Below are 18,094 nucleotides of genomic sequence, written 5' to 3'. Positions count from 1 at the left end.
TTTCTGGCAGGTCTGGCACAAGTACCAGATTTTGGCTCTTCACATTTTTCGTCATTTGTCATATGCTTTGAACGAGTCTAGCAATCAATCGTTCAACAGTAGAAGCTCCTGGAAAAGGCATATTGACAGTGAGTTCAGAATACGAGAAAGTTACACATGCTTCAGAAGAGACGCCGACTCAGCCGAAGCAGCCGCCCCTGCAGGTGGAGCAGAGAGTGGATCAGCCGCTTCCTGAGCAGCCGCCGGGCGGGGAGAGGTCTCCTGCAACGATGGCCACGCCGATAGCCGAGGCAGGACAGCCGGGAGCCCCAGGGGAGCAAGGAGCGGCCTCTATGAACCAGGTGGCCAACGACATGGCGCCTGGACCGGCGCAATTTACCTACAGGGAGCATGCTGGTTCAAGTCCGGCGATCCCTGGCGGAAGCACACCAGGCTGGGGCTGGGGCGCCTGGCCCTCACCGCCGGCATCACCTGCCACTCCCATGCCAGCGCCGATGGCTCCAGTACCTTCGGGGTACGCTCCCCAGCCAGCTTACGGCGGGCCGCCCCCTTATCCTTTTTATCCCGGCTATCCAGCTTATCCGCACTATGTCGGTGGGCTACCCAATTGGCCAGGCTATTGGTATCCCGGCTATCCGCCCTATTCGGGCTACCCGGGTTGGCCATCCTGGCCGGCTCCTTCTGCTTACTGGCAGCCAGGCCCTGCCGCTGCCCCTCGGCCCCCACGAGACAATTACCAGGTGGCCCTGGGGATTATTGGCCTCATCTGCTCAGGGCTAACGCTGCTAGTCGGGCTAGGGTTTTTGATCATAGCCAGCTTTGCGGCCTTGGTCTCCAGCGTTACCAGGTCGACAGGGGAATTCTATCCTCTGACCGTGCAATCTCTGGTCTATACCAGTGCTGGCCTGGTCGGGGGCGGCTTCTGTCTCTACCACAGCATCCGCTCGCTGTTGGGCAAGCCGAGCCATATCCTGAAGATGCCGCCGTTCTGGATCTTTCTGATTGGTTACGTCCTTACTCTCGCCATCGGGCTGATCTTGCAGGCCACCCATCAGGCCGTTGCCTTTCTACCAGGGACCACCGTCCTGATCTTTCTCACGGCCATCTTCCCAGCCATGACGCTTTTCACGCTGGGCTTGCATCTTCTGCGCCAGGCTCGCTGGTCGACCACGTGGCGACGCTTCACGCTTGCCCTGACCAGTGGGGCAACCCTGGGCATTCTTCTGGCTTCGCTGCTAGAACTCTCCGCGACATTGCTCCTTGCGGCCACAGGTCCCACCTTTAACGCGGCCTGCTTGAACGATCCATCGAATCCTTTCTGCCAGACAGGGACCAAGACGCTGCTCATTGTGCTGGCTGTGGTAGTGGCCCCACTGGTAGAAGAGACGGTCAAGCCGCTGGGAGTAGCTGCGCTCAGTGGGCGCTTTAGCAGCGGCATCGAGGCTTTCATCCTGGGGATGAGCGCCGGGCTTGGCTTCGACCTGGTCGAGACTATTGGCTATATCAGCATGGGCTACAGCGACTGGGCCCATGTGGCACTGGTACGTTCAGGAGCGGGATTATTGCACGGTCTGGGAGCAGGCATGGTAGCCCTGGGCTGGTACTACCTGATCCGCACCAAAGAACGGCGTTTTCGTCTCGGCTTTGCTTGCTGGTTGTACGCGGTGCTACAGCATGCTCTCTGGAACGCCTGTGGCTCGCTCTCGCTCTTCCCCGCGCCAGTAGGGCCGGCCATTGAGAGCTGGCAGCTGAATCTGGGGTTCATCAGCTTTGGCTTTGATGAGTTGTTGATCCTCTTGTTAACCATCGTCTTCCTGGTGCTCTTCATCCTGATCGTACGCTGGCTACGTGTACATCATCAGGAGGCGACGCCAGCGCCGGCTGAAGCGGCAGTTTCTCCCAGTGGGCGACCGGCAGCTGTCGGGGTATAATACCGGCAGAGGCAGGCATTGCCGTCATCCTCACCGCAGGGCGCGCGATGCCTGGCGATGCCTGCCACGTTCTGTTTGCTTTTTATCTTGGATGCCCGCCTCTCTGTTAGAGACAGGGAGCGGCGGCCAGGGGAGTGGGAGATGAGGGAGCAACTCGGTCTTCCTATGCCAGAGTCAGAGAATAACGCTCAGAGGAGCCAGCAAAGCAGCAGCAGCCGACGGCGCTTCGGCAACTATGAGCTGGTGCGTCGCATAGATGTGGGCGGTATGGGAGAGGTCTACCTGGCCCGCCAGCGCACCGCCTTTGGCCGCGAGGTAGCTATCAAGATCATGCGCTCCGATCTGGTCCATGATCCGATCGCACGTCAGCGCTTTCTGCGCGAGGCCGAGGTGAACGCCCACCTGAAGCATGAGCATATTCTCCCGCTGATCGAGTTTGGTGAGGAACAGGGGCGACTCTTCTTTGTCACCCCTTATATCGAAGGGGGCACGCTCGCCCAGCGTCTCCAGCGTGGTCCACTTTCGCTATCCGAGGTCTACACGCTCTTCACCGCTCTGGCACAAGCAGTGGCCTATATCCACCGTCGGGGCGTCATTCACCGTGATCTGAAGCCAAGCAATGTGCTATTGGATCGCAATAACGATGGCAAGGTCTATGTGCGCCTCATCGATTTCGGCATCGCCACGATCCAGGGGCAGCATGCCGACGCGCCATTGACCTTGCCCGGCAACGAGGTAGGGACGCTGGCCTATATGGCCCCCGAGCGTCTGCAGGGTGTCGCAGCCGTCAGCAACGACATCTATTCTCTCGGTGTCATTCTCTACCAGATGCTCACCGGTCAGCCCCCCTCGCGGGAGCAGCCACGTGCCAACCTTCCCGAGCCGCTGGCCTACGTTGTAGAACGAGCGACCGCCGAGCGCCCCGAAGAGCGCTTCAGCAGCGCCGAGGAGCTGCTGGCGGCCTTCGAGCAGGCCTATCGGGCGAGCGCTGCAGCGGAACTGGAGAGCGAGCGTCGCCAGTCAGCTCAGCGTGCGACTGCCCAACCTGTCCCACGTCCACAAGCCGCAGCCGCTCCGCGTGCTGCCTCTCGGCCACCGGCCTCGCCGGGCCAGACTCCTCCCGAGGTGATGACCTTGCAGCGTTCCGAAGATGCCTCCGACCAGTCTCCCTATATCCCTCCTGCCCGCCCCTCCTCCCGTTCCGCAGGGCGACCGCCCTTTTCTCTCTCAGGACAGGGGGGCTTCGCGCAGGAGGACTATGACGCGCCGACGATGGATCTGGGGCGTGAAGCCCTCAGCGGTGCCAGCGGCCCGGGCGGGAAGTTTGGCAATCGTCCCCCTCGCCGGCGCAAGAATCCCTTGCTCGCCCTGATCTTCGTGACCATCGCCCTGGTGCTCTTGCTCATCGGTGGCCTGCTTTTCCTGGAGGGGCCCAGCCTGTCGACAGCCGCCATCAACATTACACCTCGCACCAGCGCCCTCTCGCAGGTCTTCACGATCACCGCCAGCCTCAAGGCCAAGCAGGTGGATACGGCGGGCAAAATTGTGCCGGCCAGAGTGCTCACTGAAAGCAAGACCCTTTCTCAGCATGGGACCACCACAGGCCGCAAGTGCACCTTACTGGTCCTCGATTGCAAACAATCGGTCGATATTGTCGATCAGATCAGGCTGGCCAACCAGGCCAAGCAGACCCTGGTCAACCAGATCACGCAAGATCTGCAGCGTCAGCTCCAGCAGCAAAACGCCCAGCAGGTGGGAGATATCGTCTTCTCTGATGTGGACGAGAAAACCGATCCTCCAATTGGGGTCGAAAGCAGTACCGTGACCGTTACCCTGACCGAACAGGGCAGCGTCGAGTACTTTCTCCTGGGAGATGTGCGCTCGCTGGTGTTGCAACTGTTGGGGCAACAGGCCAAGCAACAGCTGGGTGCCCGCGCCCAGCTGAAGACGACCCAGATTGGTAAGGTGAGCGTGCAAAGCGTCGATAATCAGGGAACAGCCATCCTCAAGGTGCCTGCCGCGGCCTTAGCGCAATACCTTTTCTCGCAAGATGAGCTGGAGAGCATGAAAAGCCACATCAAAGGCTTGAAGGTGAATCAGGCCCGCACCTATCTACAGAAGCTGCCGGGGGTTGATCCTGCGTCGGTCAGCATCCATCTCTCCGGTGGCAGCAACGATCTGCTGCCTGATGATCCGCAGCGCATTCAGATTATTCCGGTGAATCCCTCGAGCCTGCCGAGCGTCCAGCTGCCCTCGGCCACTGGCTCTGGCTCAGCGAAGGCTACAGCCACAGCCTCGCCCACTGTCAAAGCTTCCTCTACTCCATAGGCTCATCAGCGGGACGAGCGGGGTCAACGTCCGCGGCGCTGGCACGGCTCTCATGCCAGAGCTGGCGGACGACCCGCTTGGCCGTCTCGTAGCTGAAACCACGGCGCAGAAGAAAAGCTCCCAACTGATTGCGAAAGGTCTCATAGCTCTTAGAGGCTCCGCTGCGCAAGAGCGCCTGCACCTTCTTGCGGCCAGCCCGCAAGGCTCGTTCCTCATCGTCCCCCTGGCTCACCACCTCGGCAGCGATGTCGGGCGCTACCCCCCGCGCTCGCAGCTCACTCTGTAAGGCTCTGGCTCCCTCGGGATGAAAACGCTCACGCGACTCCACCCAGAAGGTAGCAAAGGCCCGATCGTCAACCAGACCTAACTCAGTAAGCCGCTCCAGCACCGGCTCGATCAGATCAGGACCGACTCCCCTCCGCCGCAGGTAATGATGCACTTCCTGGCGACTGCGTGGGCGAAAAGAGAGATAGTTTAAGGCGCGATCGAGGGCCTGCTGGAGAGCAGCCTCTCGTCGGAGCCGGGCCAGCAGCTCCGGGCTTAGCTCCTGACCAACGGCCAGGCCCAGGCGCTCCACTACCAGCACATTGACCGTGAGCAGACGCTGACCGTCGACAAAGAGGTTCACCTGCTCGCTTTTGTTCGTCTGTGGCTCTATTGCGGTAATCTGCATGGATCTACTATAGCACGTCGCAGCCAACGACGCAATGCAGCTGGCGGCAGCCAAGGCTCTCCTCTGAAGCAGCTGAGCTACCTGGCATCACCAACATCGGTCAGTCGTCAGTCCAGGCACCCTGAACCGCCAGGCGACCTGCGCCAGCCAGGAAGCGAACAGCGACCAGGGAAAAGCGGAAAAGCGACAGGGAGCATATACCTTGTGAGCCGGAATCAGCGATGGGAACTGCAGGAACTTCCGAGAGGATTGCTATCGCCAGGGGAAATCTTACGAACGTTCGATAGACTCTACGTAAGCAGTAATTCATGTAACCGGGCGGTTACATGATATGAATTACTGCACTGCGCTTAGCGAGCGGCCTCAGCGTACGTTTCTTCAGCCATAGCCTCGGGCAGCAGTTCGATCAGAGGAACTTCGCGCAGCTCGGTGATCTGGTTCTGCTCATCGACGAGGACAACACGCGGCTTCAATGAGCGGATTTCTTCCTCGGTAAAGAGCGCGTAACTCATCACAATGACAATGTCGCCGACGGCATTCAGGCGAGCAGCCGCGCCGTTCAAGCAGATGACCCCCGAGCCACGCTCACCAGGGATCGTATAGGTCTCCAGGCGCGAGCCATTGGTGACATTGACGACCTGGACCTTTTCATAGGGATAGATGTTTGCAGCCTCCAAGAGATTCTGATCGATGGTGATGCTCCCAACATAGTTGAGATCGGCCATCGTGACGGTGGCGCGATGAATCTTGGATTTGCACATCGTGCGCAGCATAGAGAACACCTCTTTCTCTCTTTACCAGATAAAGTCGTTCTGGCGCGAACACCTCTGGCCTTAAGTAAGCAAGCAGTTTATCACACAAAGAGCAGCGGCACGCTGCAGACTCCTGACCCCGTTTAGCCGCACTGTTATCAGCTGGCGGCCTCTCGCTTTCGCCAATAGCTGAGCCAGTCCGCCAACTGCCAACAGCCAGACACAAGCCCTTGCCACCTCCTCTTATCGTCAGTATACATAAGGACCCATCAATCGAGTAGCTAATAGCCAGATCAGACGGTCAAAGCGCCAGAGAGGCGGAGCGCCTTCACTGTTTTTAAACGAGCGAAACCCGGCCAGGGAACAGCGCCCCCACCTTTCACTCGCCTTTTGGAGCAAGGAGAGAAAGGAGAGAGAGGCAGGCGGTCGAGCCTCACTCATCCTGGGCCGTCAGCGGTTGTTGGGTCTCCGGTTCTGGCTGATAGCGGCCTTCAAGCACAGCCAGCAAGCCGCGGGCATAAGCCTCGGCGACGCTCTGAGCATCGTAGATCTGGTCACGCATCAAGAGACGATAGTGACATTTCCAGCGTCGTGCAGGCCAGGGAGCCAGGCGGATCAGCGTGTAGGTAGGTACATAGGTTTCCAGCGCCTGGCGCAAAGCGACCTCATCGCAGGCACTGACTCCATGTATCAGCAGTGCCTGGCGCAACTCATCGGGAAGCACCTGCAGCCACCTTCCTTCTCGTGATTACCTTATAACCATTACCCTGCTCGGTCCGCCTGCTGAGCGACCAGCCAATGCAAGCCTAGTGAAGAGCGGCGTGCCAGGCCGCGCGCATCTCCTCTACGCTCAACCGCTCCCAGTCCATCAGCGGTAGTCGGCGCGGGATCACCGCAAAGGGGCCGCTCCACTCTTTGGCCTGTTCCTCCAGCCAGGCCAGGACCTCAAACGAGCGCTGGCGCACCTGCTCAACCAGCGGATAGCGCAGAGCCGCTCGCTCGAAGACTTCCTGGTCTTTGGTATAGACGCTGAAATCCTCACGAATCACCACATCAACGTAGAGGTCCACATAGATCAGCCGTTGGGAGGTACTCGTATAGGGGTCGGTTGGCAGCACCACGTCGCAATAGCCGCTGACAAAGTGCCCATCCTGCTGGTCATAGCCGATATGAATGGTATACCAGGCGTGGGGCCAGAAGTAGGTAAGCGAATGTCGCTCCAGAATCCAGGTGCCAGGCCGCCAACGCATTGGCGTGCCGACTGGCGTCCAGATCGAGACATACTCGTCACTCAGCGGGAGCTGATAGCCCTTCCACGCGCCCCACTCGCTGCCATCCACGAGCATCTTCTGTATTTCAACTTCAAGTAACATGTCTGACGAGCATCCTACAGAAAGAATCGATCCATGCTTTGCAGCCTTCAGACTACATTATAGCGAAGAGCAGCCTGGCCCGCCAGATGGCAGAGGCATTCTCGGCTTGCTGACTGGTCTCCGGCCTCAAGACGGCTGCCGCATTCCAGAGCAGTGATATAATGGGGCAGACAGCAGCCAGCGGCCATGCCGGCCTGAGTTCGAAAGCGAACGAGGGCCAGCGGGAACACGCTCGGGCCCTGCACCGCACTTGTACCGCAGCCCTGGCTCAGTCTATTAAGGAGAATGACCAGGATACCATCGAGGAGGATGCAGTGAGCAGCCTGGCAGAAGAAACGCGCATCGAACGCGACTCTATGGGTGAGATGCGCGTCCCAGCGAACGCCTACTACGGAGCCAGTACTCAGCGCGCCGTTCTCAACTTTCCCATCAGCGATCTCCGCTTCCCGCGTGCTTTTATCCGTGCCTTGGGCCAGATCAAGCAGGCAGCAGCGCAGACCAACGCCGAGCTGGGCCTGCTTGACGAGCGCATCGCTGCCGCCATTGGTCAGGCGGCCCAGGAGGTCATCGACGGCAAACTCGACGAGCATTTCGTCGTCGATCTCTTCCAGACCGGCTCGGGAACCTCGACGAACATGAACGCCAACGAGGTTATTGCCAACCGGGCCAGCGAGCTTCTGGGAGGAGCGCGCGGTTCGCGACTCGTCCATCCCAACGATCACGTCAACTTCGGTCAGTCCTCCAACGACGTCATCCCCACGGCCATCCATCTCTCCGCTCTGGTCAGCATCGACAAAGAGCTGATCCCTGCTTTGGAGGAGATGCAGCGCGTACTGCAAGAAAAAGCCGAAGCCTTCTGGTCCATCATCAAGACCGGGCGCACCCACCTGCAGGACGCCACCCCCATCCGCCTGGGACAGGAGTTTCTTGGCTACGTCGGCCAGATCGAGCGCGGCATTGCCCGCCTGCGCCACGCTGAAGACGAACTCTCCGAGGTTGCGCTCGGCGGTACCGCGGTCGGTACCGGCATCAACACCCATCCCGAGTTTGCCGCTCGCGTCTGCCGCCGGCTCTCCGCAATGAACGGGGTAAACGTACGCGAGACCAGCAACCATTTCCAGGCCCAGAGCACGCTCGATAACGCTGTTGAGGCTAGCGGCGCGCTCAACACCCTGGCAGTCAGTCTGATGAAGATTGCCAACGATATCCGCTGGATGGGTTCGGGGCCACGCGCCGGTTTCGGCGAAATCGAGCTGCCCGCTGTCCAGCCCGGCAGTTCCATCATGCCAGGCAAAGTCAACCCGGTCATTGCCGAATCCCTGTGCATGGTCTGTGCCCAGGTTATGGGCAACCACACCACGATCACCGTGGCCGGCCAGTCGGGCAACTTCGAGATCAACGTGATGATGCCCGTGACGGCCTATAACCTCTTGCAGTCGATCTCACTCCTCAGCGCTGCCGTACGCAACTTTACCGAGCAGTGTCTGCGTGGCATCAAAGCCACAGAGAAAGGGCCGGAAATGGTTGAGCGTGGTCTAGCGATCTGTACGGCCCTGGCGCCGATCATTGGGTATGATGCAGCAGCGGAGATCGCCAAGGAGGCCCATCGCACCGGACGCACCGTGCGTGAGGTAGCCCGCGAGCGCACGCAGCTGAGCGAAGATGAACTGACCCGCATTCTGGACCCGGAGCGCATGACACAGCCTGGCCTGGAGGGCGGGCCTGCCGCAGGCTAAGCCGGCAGCAGCTCACCACCCGCTCGGAGACGAGCGCGGCAGAACCAGCACAGGGAGCGCAGCAAAAGCCACCAGCTCCCAGTATCCCAGCCTGGTTGGCCCCGCTCGTCTCGCCCACCTGCAGGCTCAGTCGCCGCCCGAGAGCCAGGCTTCGTGTACCAGCAGTCCCAGATCAGCATCTCATCTAGCGCAAAAAGCTCCCCCAGTAACGCAGACGATAGAGAACCGTTCCAGCAGCAGCGATCTCCTCCGCCCCCTGAAACATCTTCAGATTACCTATGCCATGATTCACGTAGCGCCACCCCTCCTCTTCCCAACAAGCAGGGCCGCGAAACGGCAGCTCCGCTGATACCTGCAGCAGCGCACGACGTAAAAAGGCGTAGATCCGGGCGACCTGATCCTCCTGGTCAGCCAGCTCCTCCGTCACCCCGCCAGCATAGGCCATTGACCAAACCGGCTGCCCGCGCCAGGAAACTACCTCTTGACCAACAAAGAAGGCCATACCAAAGTAGATATCGCGATAGTACCAGGCTCCCCTGCGCCACTCCAACTGTCGGGACCCGGCCAGCAACGGTCTGACCGAGGCCGCATCTCCTAGGGCAGCATAGGTATGGCGTTTTGCTTCCAGGAGAAAAGCCAGGAAATCCTCTTGCTCAAACTGTTCCATCAACAAAGCATATCTCCTCCTGCCCAGGGTAGGAACCGGCAACACAACAGTGCTAACTGCAACAGTAGAACTGTAACAGTACTCTGACAGTTGCAACAGCGAGCCACTGATTTTCAGCGGTGAACTGGAGAGCGGCCCGTGTTGAGGCAAGAGGCCCAGAGAGAGAGCAAAAGCAAAAGGACTCCTCTCTGTCCTCACTTTCTGAGCAGTTCGTCTGTGGGACAGAGAGGAGTCAGCTCGCAGGGGGCCGCTCCAAGGAGCATCAAGCCTGCTTCAGCACCTCAATACTCTTGCGCACAATCTCCACAAAGTCGGGCTTCAGACTGGCCCCACCGACGAGGGCCCCATCGATATCGGCCTGGGCCATATACTCCGCGATATTGGCCGAAGTCACGCTTCCCCCATAGAGAATGCGCACAGCGCTGGCCGTCTCGCTGCCATACATGTCGGCATACAGCTCGCGGATCAGGCGAACGGTCCGCTGAGCATCTTCGCCGGGGCAAGCCTTACCTGTGCCAATGGCCCAGACCGGTTCGTAGGCGATCACCACATCGCAGGCTCGCTCGCCACGGAAATTCGCCAGGCTGCCCTGCACCTGAGCGCGAATTACCGCCTCCGTTTTCCCAGCTTCGTGCTCCTCCAGGCGCTCGCCCACGCACACAATTGGGCGCAAGCCATGACTGAGGGCCGCCAGGGCCTTGCGATTTACCAGCTCATCGCTCTCGCCAAAATAGATGCGTCGCTCCGAATGACCCAGGATGACTGTCGTACAGAGCTCGCGCACCATCAATGGGGAAATTTCGCCTGTGAAGGCGCCCTTCTCCTCGAAATGCATATTCTGTGCGCCCAGCTCAATGCGTTCGAAGAGCAGAGCCTCGAGCACCTCGCGGACCGCCGAGAGCGAGATAGCCGGTGGGCAGAGGATGCAGAGTAAGTACGGATACTCGTTCAGCAATTTGCCCAAAGCCGGCGTGATCTCCAGCGCAAAGCTAGAAGCCATGCGCGGGCCATAGTGCATCTTCCAATTACCGGCGATAATGGCAGTGCGTGCCGGGGTAGTTGTCATCAGCAATCACCTCACCCTCAACGATCCTGCAGAGCTGCGACACCCGGCAGGACGCGCCCCTCGAGGAACTCCAGCGAAGCGCCGCCACCGGTTGACACATGCGTCATCCTGTCAGCAGCGCCAGCCTGCTCCACTGCGGCAGCGGAATCGCCGCCGCCGATGATAGTCGTGGCCCCACGGGCGGTACAGGCAGCCAGCATTTCAATCACCGCATTGGTGCCGCGAGCGAAAGCCGGCATCTCAGCCACCCCAAGGGTGCCGTTCCAGACGATTGTCTGGGCCTTCTCCAGCACCTGATGGAAAGCGGCCACCGTCTCGAGTCCGATATCCAGAATACGCCAGCCTGCTTCCACCTGATCGCGCGGCACCAGGCGCCACTGAGCATCGGGGGCAAAACGATCGGCGATCACCACGTCCACTGGCAGCACCAACTCTAGCCTGCGTTCACGCGCGCGCTTTAGCAGATCGCGAGCAACATCGAGCTTGCCCTCCTCCACCAGCGAAGCGCCAACCTCATAGCCCTCCGCCTTCAGAAAGGTATTGGCCATACCGCCGCCGATCAACAACGCGTCGGCCAGCGTCAGCAAGCGCTCCAGAACAGCGATCTTATCGGAGACTTTGGCCCCGCCGATCACGGCCACAAAAGGACGACGAGGGTTCTCCAGGGCAGCGCCGAGGAAATTCAGCTCCTTCTCCATCAAGAAGCCGGCAACGCCGGGCAGATAGTGGGTCACGCCTTCTGTGGAGGCATGAGCGCGGTGGGCCGTGCCAAAGGCATCGTTCACATAGAGGTCGCCGAGCGACGCCAGGCGGCGGGCGAATTCAGCATCATTCTGCTCTTCCTCGGGATGGAAGCGCAGATTTTCCAGCAGGAGAATCTGACCCGGTTGCAGGTTCCGGGCCAACTCCTCAACCTGGGGACCAATACAATCGGGAGCTAACTGGACCGGGCGCTGCAATAACTCGCTCAGGCGCACAGCCACAGGAGCCATGCGCAGCTTCTCCACCACTTTGCCTTTAGGCCGGCCCAGATGGGACATCAGAATGACCGCCGCCCCGTGGTCAAGCAAATACTGAATCGTTGGCAGCGCGGCCCGGATGCGCGTATCATCAGTAATGTGCCCCTCTTCATCGAGAGGCACATTGAAATCCACGCGCACCAGCACCCGTTTATCTCCCACCTCGATATCGCGAACCGTCTTTTTATTCATCATGCCAGTGCACCCTCCATCCAGAGGGCGGGGCAGGCCCCGCCCTTGCTATGAGCGAGCGATCAGGCCGCAGCGCGACCTACCAGCCCTTCTCGGCTACGAAGTGGGTGAGATCGGCCACACGTGTCGAGTAGCCCCACTCATTATCGTACCAGGCGATCACCTTGACCATGTAACCGCCCCCGGTGACCATCGTCGAGAGGCCATCGATAATAGCCGAATGGGAGTCGCCACGGAAATCGGAGGAGACCAGCGGCTCTTCGGTATAATCCAAGATCCCCTTGAGAGGGCCGGCAGCAGCCTCCTTATAGGCCTCGTTCACCTCCTCGCGCGTAGCCGGCTTGCGCAGGGTTGCTACGAAGTCGACGACCGAGACCGTTGGAGTAGGTACCCGGAGGGACATACCATCGAAGCGCCCCTTCAGCTCGGGGATGACCAGCGCCACAGCGCGAGCGGCGCCAGTGGTGGTTGGAATAATATTGAGGGCCGCAGCGCGGGCACGGCGCAGATCCTTGTGCACCAGGTCCTGAATACGCTGATCATTCGTATAGGAGTGGATCGTATTCATCAGGCCGTGCTCAATGCCGAAGCGATCGTTGAGGACCTTGGCGGCGGGAGCCAGACAGTTTGTCGTACAGGAGGCATTCGAGATAATGTGGTGCTTGGCCGGATCATACATGTGCTCATTGACGCCGAGCACAATGGTGAGATCCTCGCCCTTAGCGGGCGCGGAGATGATCACCTTTTTCGCTCCACCCTGCAAGTGGGCCTTGGCTTTATCGGCATCGGTGAAGAGGCCGGTGGACTCAATCACGATATCGACACCCAGGTCGCCCCAGGGAATTTGCGCGGGATCACGCTGAGCGAGGACCTTGATGCTGTGGCCATTGACGATGAGGGATTCGGGAGTGGCTTCGACCTGGCCCGGGAAACGGCCATAGGTGGAGTCGTACTTGAGCAAGTGGGCATTGGTGTAGGTGTCGGTGAGATCGTTAATGGCGACGACCTCTAGCTCGTGGGGATAACGTTCGAGCATCGCCTTGAAGGACTGCCGCCCGATACGGCCAAAACCGTTGATGCCTACTCGTGTTACCATGCGGATGTTTCTCCTTCTTGCTACTTGCTGCTACTAGTCATCAATCGTATGACTGAGAAGCGCTGGAGCGGGAGGATAAAGCGCCTCCACAATCCTGAGACAAGACGCGCCCTCCTGCGGTATTCCACGTGAAACACCAGGAGGCGCTGGACAGAATCTTGTCTGCCCCCTCACACCTCTTCGTCGAGGAACGACCGCCGCACCTTACCTGCTGGCCACAGCGTTGCCTTAGACGCGCCAGAGGCCCTCCTGCTGACTCACCCGACTGGCGCTGCTCTCTTCCTTATCGGCTCACCTTGTCGCACCTTGCTTGCGCAGTGCGTATGCCAGTGCCAGCATCCACGCGGCCACTACTTTGACGCCGCGGAAGCGTCCCGCGGGCGCCTGCACTCAGCTAAAAGAGTATCACCAGTTCCAGTGAGGGTCAAGCAGCAGCCAGGCCGGCGCGCGCTCACTTGCCCTATCCCCTGGCACAGGCTCAGTTATGCAGCAGCCCCCGGCGGTCTCAAGAACTGTCGTCGGCCTACGCAGCCAGGCCCAGCAACAGGAAAGCGCTCACATTGTCGAAGCCGGGGCTTTCCCTCTATCTCGTCCTCGCGAGCGTCACGAAGTTGCAGCATCAGGAACAGGAATCACCCCGATAGAGAAGCGCACATACTCATCGGTATACCCGAAGCCCGAGCCTGGTACCCCGGCAATGCCGGTTTTCTCAAAGAGCGAGAAGGCATCTTCGCCAGGGCGCAGCCGGCTCCAGTTATAGACAGTAGCATCGTCATCCAGGTAGATCTCTGCGAAGAGCTGCAGCTCCTGATCAAGCTTCTGTAGCTGGGCGATAAAGCGACGGCGCCGCAGACGATAGAGATCGCGCAGCTTCTCGATGAGGTAGGGCCGTTCACGTAACAACTGGAGATAGGCCATGAAACGCAGCTGCCACTCTGCCGGCAGCGAAGCCATGCTATTAGACCAGCCGGGGGCCAGTGCTGGAGCAAGATGGGCATCTCCAATAGTCACCCAGCCGAAGCGGTCGCCCGTCAGTGAGAGTGTTTTCGAGAGGCTGCTTACAAAGATGGTCTGTTCCAGGTGAGCGGGGTCAGCAAAAGTAGCCATGCGCGCCTGATCGTCCTCCGGGCGCCCAGTGCCCACGTAGGCCAGATCGGCCAGGAAGAAGAGTTGCCGCCCGGCCTCGCGCTGGCGCCGGACGACAGCATGCAGAGCGAGCAGTTCTTGAGGAGTAAAGGCAAAGGTCGTTGGATTATTGGTCACCGTCAGATAGATCAGGCGGATATCGGGTGCTTCTTGCAGAGCCTGCTCTAGCTCCTCGGCGGTCAGTTTGAAGCGATGCTCGGGCCGCGTGCTGACGTGGTACAGGCGGTAGCCGTAGGCTCTGGCCTGCGCCTCGGGTACCCCGAAGCCGGGGGCCGGAAAGAGCACCGCTCTTTCCTTGATCCCCTGTTCATCACACATCTGGCGGAAGCCGCGCAAGACCTTATCGATCCCATCCATAGCCCCCAGGCAGAGATAGAGCTGTCCGCCACTGACTGTCAGGCCCCATTGCTCTTGCCAGTTGGCGGCGAGCCAGTCACGCAGCACAGGATTGCCAGTGCCAACAATATCATAGATACGCAGATCGATCTTCTGGTCCAGAAGCAGGCGTTCGTAGGTGAGCATTTGATCGCGCAGCCACAGGTAAACCTGGCCGCTCGCCGTATAGCCATTGAGCTTCTCGCCAGGGAGAGCAACCCCTAGTTCATCGGCGAGCGTACGGTAGTCGCCTGGTCCCCCAGGATCTCCCTCGCATTCCACAATCCGACGGAGATCGACGTCGCCGATGGTACGGTCGACAATTTCGCTGGCGATGATCTCTTCGTCCAGCCTGAGATCGCGGCAGCGTCTGCTCAGCTCGGCGACCATCCGCGCCATCACGCGGATGGGTCCCGCCCCCTGTTGTAACACAGGCCGATAGTGAAGCAGGAGTTCATGGCGCAGGCGCCGGATCATGGCCCGCTGCTCCTGGACGGGCAGAGGCGGCTGATTGTCTGCCCAAGATGAATCTGCAGGTGTCCCGTGAGTAATCACCGCTCTTTACTCCCTTCCATGCGCCAGCATGGCGCAACCTGGCTAGAGCGAACGATCGACCTTGATCGTCGCCTGCCGCTTCCTGAGAGAAAACGGCACTTCAGACAGGATAACATATGCGAATGAGGCCGGCAACCAAGGCGCTGGTACCTGTCAGCCAGCACGCTTGAGGTCCGGCCAGGCTGCCTCATGCTCAAGGCTGACAACAGTCGCCAGGCCCAAGTACAATAGCAGGCAGGCAGTAAAAGCTAGATAGCTTCCATGTCCAGGTCAGCGAATCGCCGCGTAGAGTGTGCGCAGGCCCCATTTCGTCGATCTCGCCTGCGATGGCTCTGACAAGCCACCAGCGAACAGGCAGGCAGGCAGGCAGACAGACAGACAGACAGATAGATACGGACAAGCAGGACATAAGCAAGGGAAGGGAGAAGAAGCGTATGCGCGAAGGGCAGCTATTCCACGGGCGCAGTGTTGTGGTCACTGGAGCGGCGCGGGGACTGGGCAGGGCTTTGGCCCTGGCTTTTGCGAGCGAGGGGGCCAAAGTGCTGGTACACTATGGGCATTCGGAGGCCGCTGCTCAGGAGCTGGTCAGCGAAATCGAGCGTCAGGGCGGCCAGGCATTGGCCTTGCAAGCCGACTTGCGCTCGTCGGCTCAGGTTGAGCGTCTGGTCTCTCAGGCGCATACGGCTCTTGGTCGCTTTGACGTCTGGGTGAACAATGCGGGGGCCAGCGCCAATACCACGGAGACACGTGGCCTGAGCGAGGAAGAGCGCTTCGAAAGACTGCTGCAAGTTGACGTATTGGGAACCTGGCGCTGCTGTCGAGCTGCCGCCCCTTTTATGAGGAGCGGTGGCTGCATCCTCAATGTTGCCTGGAATCACGCGCTGGATGGAGCGCCCGGCTTCGTCAGCCAGGTCTATGCCACGGCCAAAGGGGCCGTCATCGCTTTGAGTCGCTGCCTGGCGCGCGAGCTGGCACCCCAGCTGCGCGTGAACTGTATTGCTCCTGGGTGGATTGAGAACGAGTGGGCCCGATCGCGCCCGGCGCGCTTTCGCGAGCGCGTGACCGGGCGCATTCCGCTGGGACGCTGGGGGCAGGCGGACGATGTGGTAGCGGCAGCGTTGTTTCTGACTTCTCCCGCCGCCTCTTTTATCACAGGACAGGTCTTGATTGTCGATGGCGGCGAGGTGCTCGGCACGTTTTAGCGCCGGAGTAGACGGCGGTCTCCGGCCCTTGCAGGAAGGAGCAACTGCTCCTGTCGGCACTGTTTCACGTGAAACGCTGCACGCTCTCGTGAGAGAAGGCGCGCTGGTTTCACGTGAAACAGGAGACAGGGCCTCCATCTGGTTGGGCCGGACGCGCGGCCAGTTCTGGCCAGAGGTGGAGGGCCTACCCTCTTCGCTCCGTTTTAGAGTTGGGCAAACACGCCTTCTCGCACCGCACGAGCCAGCTGCTCAATATCAGGAGCAGGCGGGCGATCGCGCTCTAGTTTTGGCACATAGGTCCGCACGAGGGCAAAAGCCCGCTCCACACCCTCGCCAGCGCGCAGAGGACGGCGAAACTCCAAAAGCTGGGACCCACAGAGCAGTTCGATAGCCACCACCTGTTGCGCCAGCGCCAGGATACGGCGTGCCTTGTGGGCCGCTGTCACCCCCATACTGACAAAATCTTCCGTCCCCGCCGAGGTTGGAAGCGAGTCAATGCTGGCCGGATGCGCCAGCACCTTCATCTCATTGACCAGGGCCGCCGCCACATACTGGGTGAGCATCAGGCCGGAATTGAGACCAGGCTCGGGCGTCAAGAAGAGCGGTGCCCCCTGGTCATCCCAGTCGTGCGGTCCCATCAGGAGATAGATCCGTCGCTCCGCAAAGCTCGCGAGCTGAGTCAGGGCCAGGGCCAGGACATCGAGGGCCAGGGCCAGCGGCTGGCCGTGGAAATTCCCGCCCGTGAGCACCTCCCCCTCTTCCGGGAAGATGAGCGGATTGTCTGTTACCGCTCCCAGTTCGCGCTCAAAGACCGCCCCGCAGTACTCCAGGGCGTCGCGGACGGCCCCGAAGACCTGGGGGGCACAGCGCAGGGTATAGGGGTCCTGCACCCGGGGACAGTCCTCATGACTGCGTTTAATTTCGCTGTTGGCCAGCAGATGGCGCAGATGCCCGGCGCTCTCTTGCTGCCCACGCTGATTGCGCAGGCGCTGAATGCGCTCATCAAAAGGCACATGGCTCCCCATCAGAGCCTCAATGCTCATGGCACAGGCTACTTCCGCCGTCTGGAGCAAGATCCAGGCATCTTCCAGGGCCAGAATAGCGCTGGCTTCCATCAGATGGGTGCCATTGATCAGGGCCAGCCCTTCTTTCGCTTCGAGACGGAGTGGTCGCAGGCCGGCCTCGGCCAGGGCCTGGGCTCCCGGTAGACGTCTCCCACGATACCAGGCCTCTCCTTCTCCTACCAGGACCAGCGCCAGGTGGGCCAGGGGAGCAAGATCCCCACTGGCTCCTACTGAGCCACGCGAGGGTACGATGGGATGGAGCCGGGCATTGAGCAAGTCTATGAGAAGGCGTACGACTTCTACACGCACGCCAGAGTGACCGCGGGCCAGGCTGGCTGCGAGGAGCAGCATCATGGCACGGATGGTCTCTTCGTCAAGTGGCTCCCCCAGGCCAGCAGCGTGACTGCGCAGGAGATTGTACTGCAGGTCGAGTACTTGCTCGTGCTTGATACGCACACGGCTGAGATGGCCGAAGCCGGTGGTGACTCCATAGACTTTGCGATCTTCGGCCACGATGCGCTCGATCAGCGCTCGCGCTCGCTGGATGCGGACCTCAGCCTCCGGTCCTAGTTGTACCGGAACCAGGCGCCGGGCTACACCGCTGACTTCGACGGGTGTGAGGGCCTGGCCGTTGAGAACCAGGGGGGCGCTACGGAGATCCGTGGGGTGATGATGGGTCAGGTGATTCTTCATCGCTGAAGTCCTTTCTGGCTGCTTCGCCTCCTGCCAGGATTCTAGCAGAAGGGGCAGGGAAAGGCAAACGACCGGCCTGTTTCTGGAAGGGCCGCGCAATGCCTTTCTCTGCATCGCCAGCGGCGGCTGGCCAGATCAGCGGCCCAGTGGTGCCAGAGACGACACCCTGTAGCGCCGGTCTGACTCCAATGCTGATAAAGCAGGCAGTGTTTCACGTGAAACACTG

Annotated in this window: 14 protein-coding genes; 4 read left to right on the top strand and 10 right to left on the bottom strand. The window is 60.3% G+C overall.

The features are described 5' to 3' along the window. The first annotated feature begins 332 nt into the window (after positions 1 to 332). Positions 333 to 1,931 carry a PrsW family glutamic-type intramembrane protease gene (locus tag N688_RS21740; RefSeq protein ID WP_052891241.1) on the top strand — a complete coding sequence of 533 codons (1,599 nt, stop codon included), beginning with the start codon at positions 333 to 335 and terminating at the stop codon, positions 1,929 to 1,931. Between the two features lie 165 nt (positions 1,932 to 2,096). Next, positions 2,097 to 4,259 (top strand): serine/threonine-protein kinase, encoded by a 2,163-nt coding sequence (locus N688_RS21735; protein ID WP_052891240.1) that lies wholly within the window; start codon positions 2,097 to 2,099, stop codon positions 4,257 to 4,259. Here N688_RS21735 and N688_RS21730 read toward each other — a convergent pair. The 4 genes from N688_RS21730 to N688_RS21715 form a co-directional block, all read right to left on the bottom strand. Next, entirely contained in the window at positions 4,249 to 4,932 is a 684-nt protein-coding gene (locus N688_RS21730; protein WP_156025614.1) for a regulatory protein RecX, read from the bottom strand. The two genes, N688_RS21735 and N688_RS21730, sit on opposite strands and share 11 nt — an antisense overlap. Before the next feature lie 350 nt (positions 4,933 to 5,282). Then, positions 5,283 to 5,705: an aspartate 1-decarboxylase gene (panD, locus tag N688_RS21725; protein ID WP_052891238.1), complete on the bottom strand. Its 423-nt coding sequence runs from the start codon at positions 5,703 to 5,705 to the stop codon at positions 5,283 to 5,285. A 412-nt stretch (positions 5,706 to 6,117) separates the two neighbouring features. Further along, positions 6,118 to 6,408: a hypothetical protein gene (locus N688_RS21720; protein WP_052891237.1), complete on the bottom strand. Its 291-nt coding sequence runs from the start codon at positions 6,406 to 6,408 to the stop codon at positions 6,118 to 6,120. A gap of 82 nt (positions 6,409 to 6,490) precedes the next feature. Further along, positions 6,491 to 7,057, bottom strand: coding sequence for a ribonuclease FAU-1 family protein (locus N688_RS21715; protein WP_081839125.1), 567 nt, complete (start codon positions 7,055 to 7,057; stop codon positions 6,491 to 6,493). A 323-nt stretch (positions 7,058 to 7,380) separates the two neighbouring features. On the opposite strand from N688_RS21715, the gene N688_RS21710 reads away from it, so the two are divergent. Beyond that, positions 7,381 to 8,793 carry a class II fumarate hydratase gene (locus N688_RS21710; protein WP_052891586.1) on the top strand — a complete coding sequence of 471 codons (1,413 nt, stop codon included), beginning with the start codon at positions 7,381 to 7,383 and terminating at the stop codon, positions 8,791 to 8,793. A 184-nt stretch (positions 8,794 to 8,977) separates the two neighbouring features. Here N688_RS21710 and N688_RS21705 read toward each other — a convergent pair whose 3' ends face one another. The 5 genes from N688_RS21705 to N688_RS21685 form a co-directional block, all read right to left on the bottom strand. Continuing rightward, positions 8,978 to 9,460: a DUF5680 domain-containing protein gene (locus N688_RS21705; RefSeq protein ID WP_052891235.1), complete on the bottom strand. Its 483-nt coding sequence runs from the start codon at positions 9,458 to 9,460 to the stop codon at positions 8,978 to 8,980. Between the two features lie 262 nt (positions 9,461 to 9,722). Next, positions 9,723 to 10,526, bottom strand: coding sequence for a triose-phosphate isomerase (gene tpiA, locus N688_RS21700; protein ID WP_052891234.1), 804 nt, complete (start codon positions 10,524 to 10,526; stop codon positions 9,723 to 9,725). A gap of 17 nt (positions 10,527 to 10,543) precedes the next feature. After that, positions 10,544 to 11,737 (bottom strand): phosphoglycerate kinase, encoded by a 1,194-nt coding sequence (locus N688_RS21695; RefSeq protein ID WP_052891585.1) that lies wholly within the window; start codon positions 11,735 to 11,737, stop codon positions 10,544 to 10,546. Positions 11,738 to 11,816: 79 nt separating this feature from the next. Continuing rightward, complete coding sequence (gene gap / locus N688_RS21690) at positions 11,817 to 12,833, bottom strand: type I glyceraldehyde-3-phosphate dehydrogenase (RefSeq protein ID WP_052891233.1); 1,017 nt, start codon at positions 12,831 to 12,833, stop codon at positions 11,817 to 11,819. Between the two features lie 603 nt (positions 12,834 to 13,436). Then, a complete protein-coding gene (locus N688_RS21685; RefSeq protein WP_052891232.1) occupies positions 13,437 to 14,831 on the bottom strand; it encodes a pyridoxal phosphate-dependent aminotransferase in 1,395 nt (464 codons plus the stop codon). A 512-nt stretch (positions 14,832 to 15,343) separates the two neighbouring features. Between N688_RS21685 and N688_RS21680 the strand changes: the two genes are divergently transcribed. Next, entirely contained in the window at positions 15,344 to 16,111 is a 768-nt protein-coding gene (locus N688_RS21680) for an SDR family NAD(P)-dependent oxidoreductase (protein WP_052891231.1), read from the top strand. Between the two features lie 203 nt (positions 16,112 to 16,314). On the opposite strand, the gene hutH is transcribed toward N688_RS21680, so the two are convergent. Then, the gene (gene hutH, locus N688_RS21675) at positions 16,315 to 17,868 is read right to left on the bottom strand and encodes a histidine ammonia-lyase (RefSeq protein ID WP_052891230.1); all 1,554 of its coding nucleotides are present in this window, start codon (positions 17,866 to 17,868) and stop codon (positions 16,315 to 16,317) included. Positions 17,869 to 18,094: the final 226 nt, after the last annotated feature.

The sequence above is a fragment of the Thermogemmatispora carboxidivorans genome (genome assembly GCF_000702505.1).
Lineage (GTDB): Bacteria > Chloroflexota > Ktedonobacteria > Ktedonobacterales > Ktedonobacteraceae > Thermogemmatispora > Thermogemmatispora carboxidivorans.
Note: the sequence above shows the minus strand (reverse complement) of the source record. Positions and strands in the feature narration are given on the sequence as shown.

What these genes read in the sequence shown, in the direction of transcription:
- N688_RS21740 (WP_052891241.1), top strand. Translation starts at nt 333, where the DNA reads ATGAACCAGGTGGCCAACGACATGGCGCCTGGACCGGCGCAATTTACC.
- N688_RS21735 (WP_052891240.1), top strand. Translation starts at nt 2,097, where the DNA reads ATGCCAGAGTCAGAGAATAACGCTCAGAGGAGCCAGCAAAGCAGCAGC.
- N688_RS21730 (WP_156025614.1), bottom strand. Translation starts at nt 4,932, where the DNA reads ATGCAGATTACCGCAATAGAGCCACAGACGAACAAAAGCGAGCAGGTG.
- panD (WP_052891238.1), bottom strand. Translation starts at nt 5,705, where the DNA reads ATGCTGCGCACGATGTGCAAATCCAAGATTCATCGCGCCACCGTCACG.
- N688_RS21715 (WP_081839125.1), bottom strand. Translation starts at nt 7,057, where the DNA reads ATGTTACTTGAAGTTGAAATACAGAAGATGCTCGTGGATGGCAGCGAG.
- N688_RS21705 (WP_052891235.1), bottom strand. Translation starts at nt 9,460, where the DNA reads ATGGAACAGTTTGAGCAAGAGGATTTCCTGGCTTTTCTCCTGGAAGCA.
- tpiA (WP_052891234.1), bottom strand. Translation starts at nt 10,526, where the DNA reads ATGACAACTACCCCGGCACGCACTGCCATTATCGCCGGTAATTGGAAG.
- N688_RS21695 (WP_052891585.1), bottom strand. Translation starts at nt 11,737, where the DNA reads ATGAATAAAAAGACGGTTCGCGATATCGAGGTGGGAGATAAACGGGTG.
- gap (WP_052891233.1), bottom strand. Translation starts at nt 12,833, where the DNA reads ATGGTAACACGAGTAGGCATCAACGGTTTTGGCCGTATCGGGCGGCAG.
- N688_RS21685 (WP_052891232.1), bottom strand. Translation starts at nt 14,831, where the DNA reads ATGATCCGGCGCCTGCGCCATGAACTCCTGCTTCACTATCGGCCTGTG.
- N688_RS21680 (WP_052891231.1), top strand. Translation starts at nt 15,344, where the DNA reads ATGCGCGAAGGGCAGCTATTCCACGGGCGCAGTGTTGTGGTCACTGGA.
- hutH (WP_052891230.1), bottom strand. Translation starts at nt 17,868, where the DNA reads ATGAAGAATCACCTGACCCATCATCACCCCACGGATCTCCGTAGCGCC.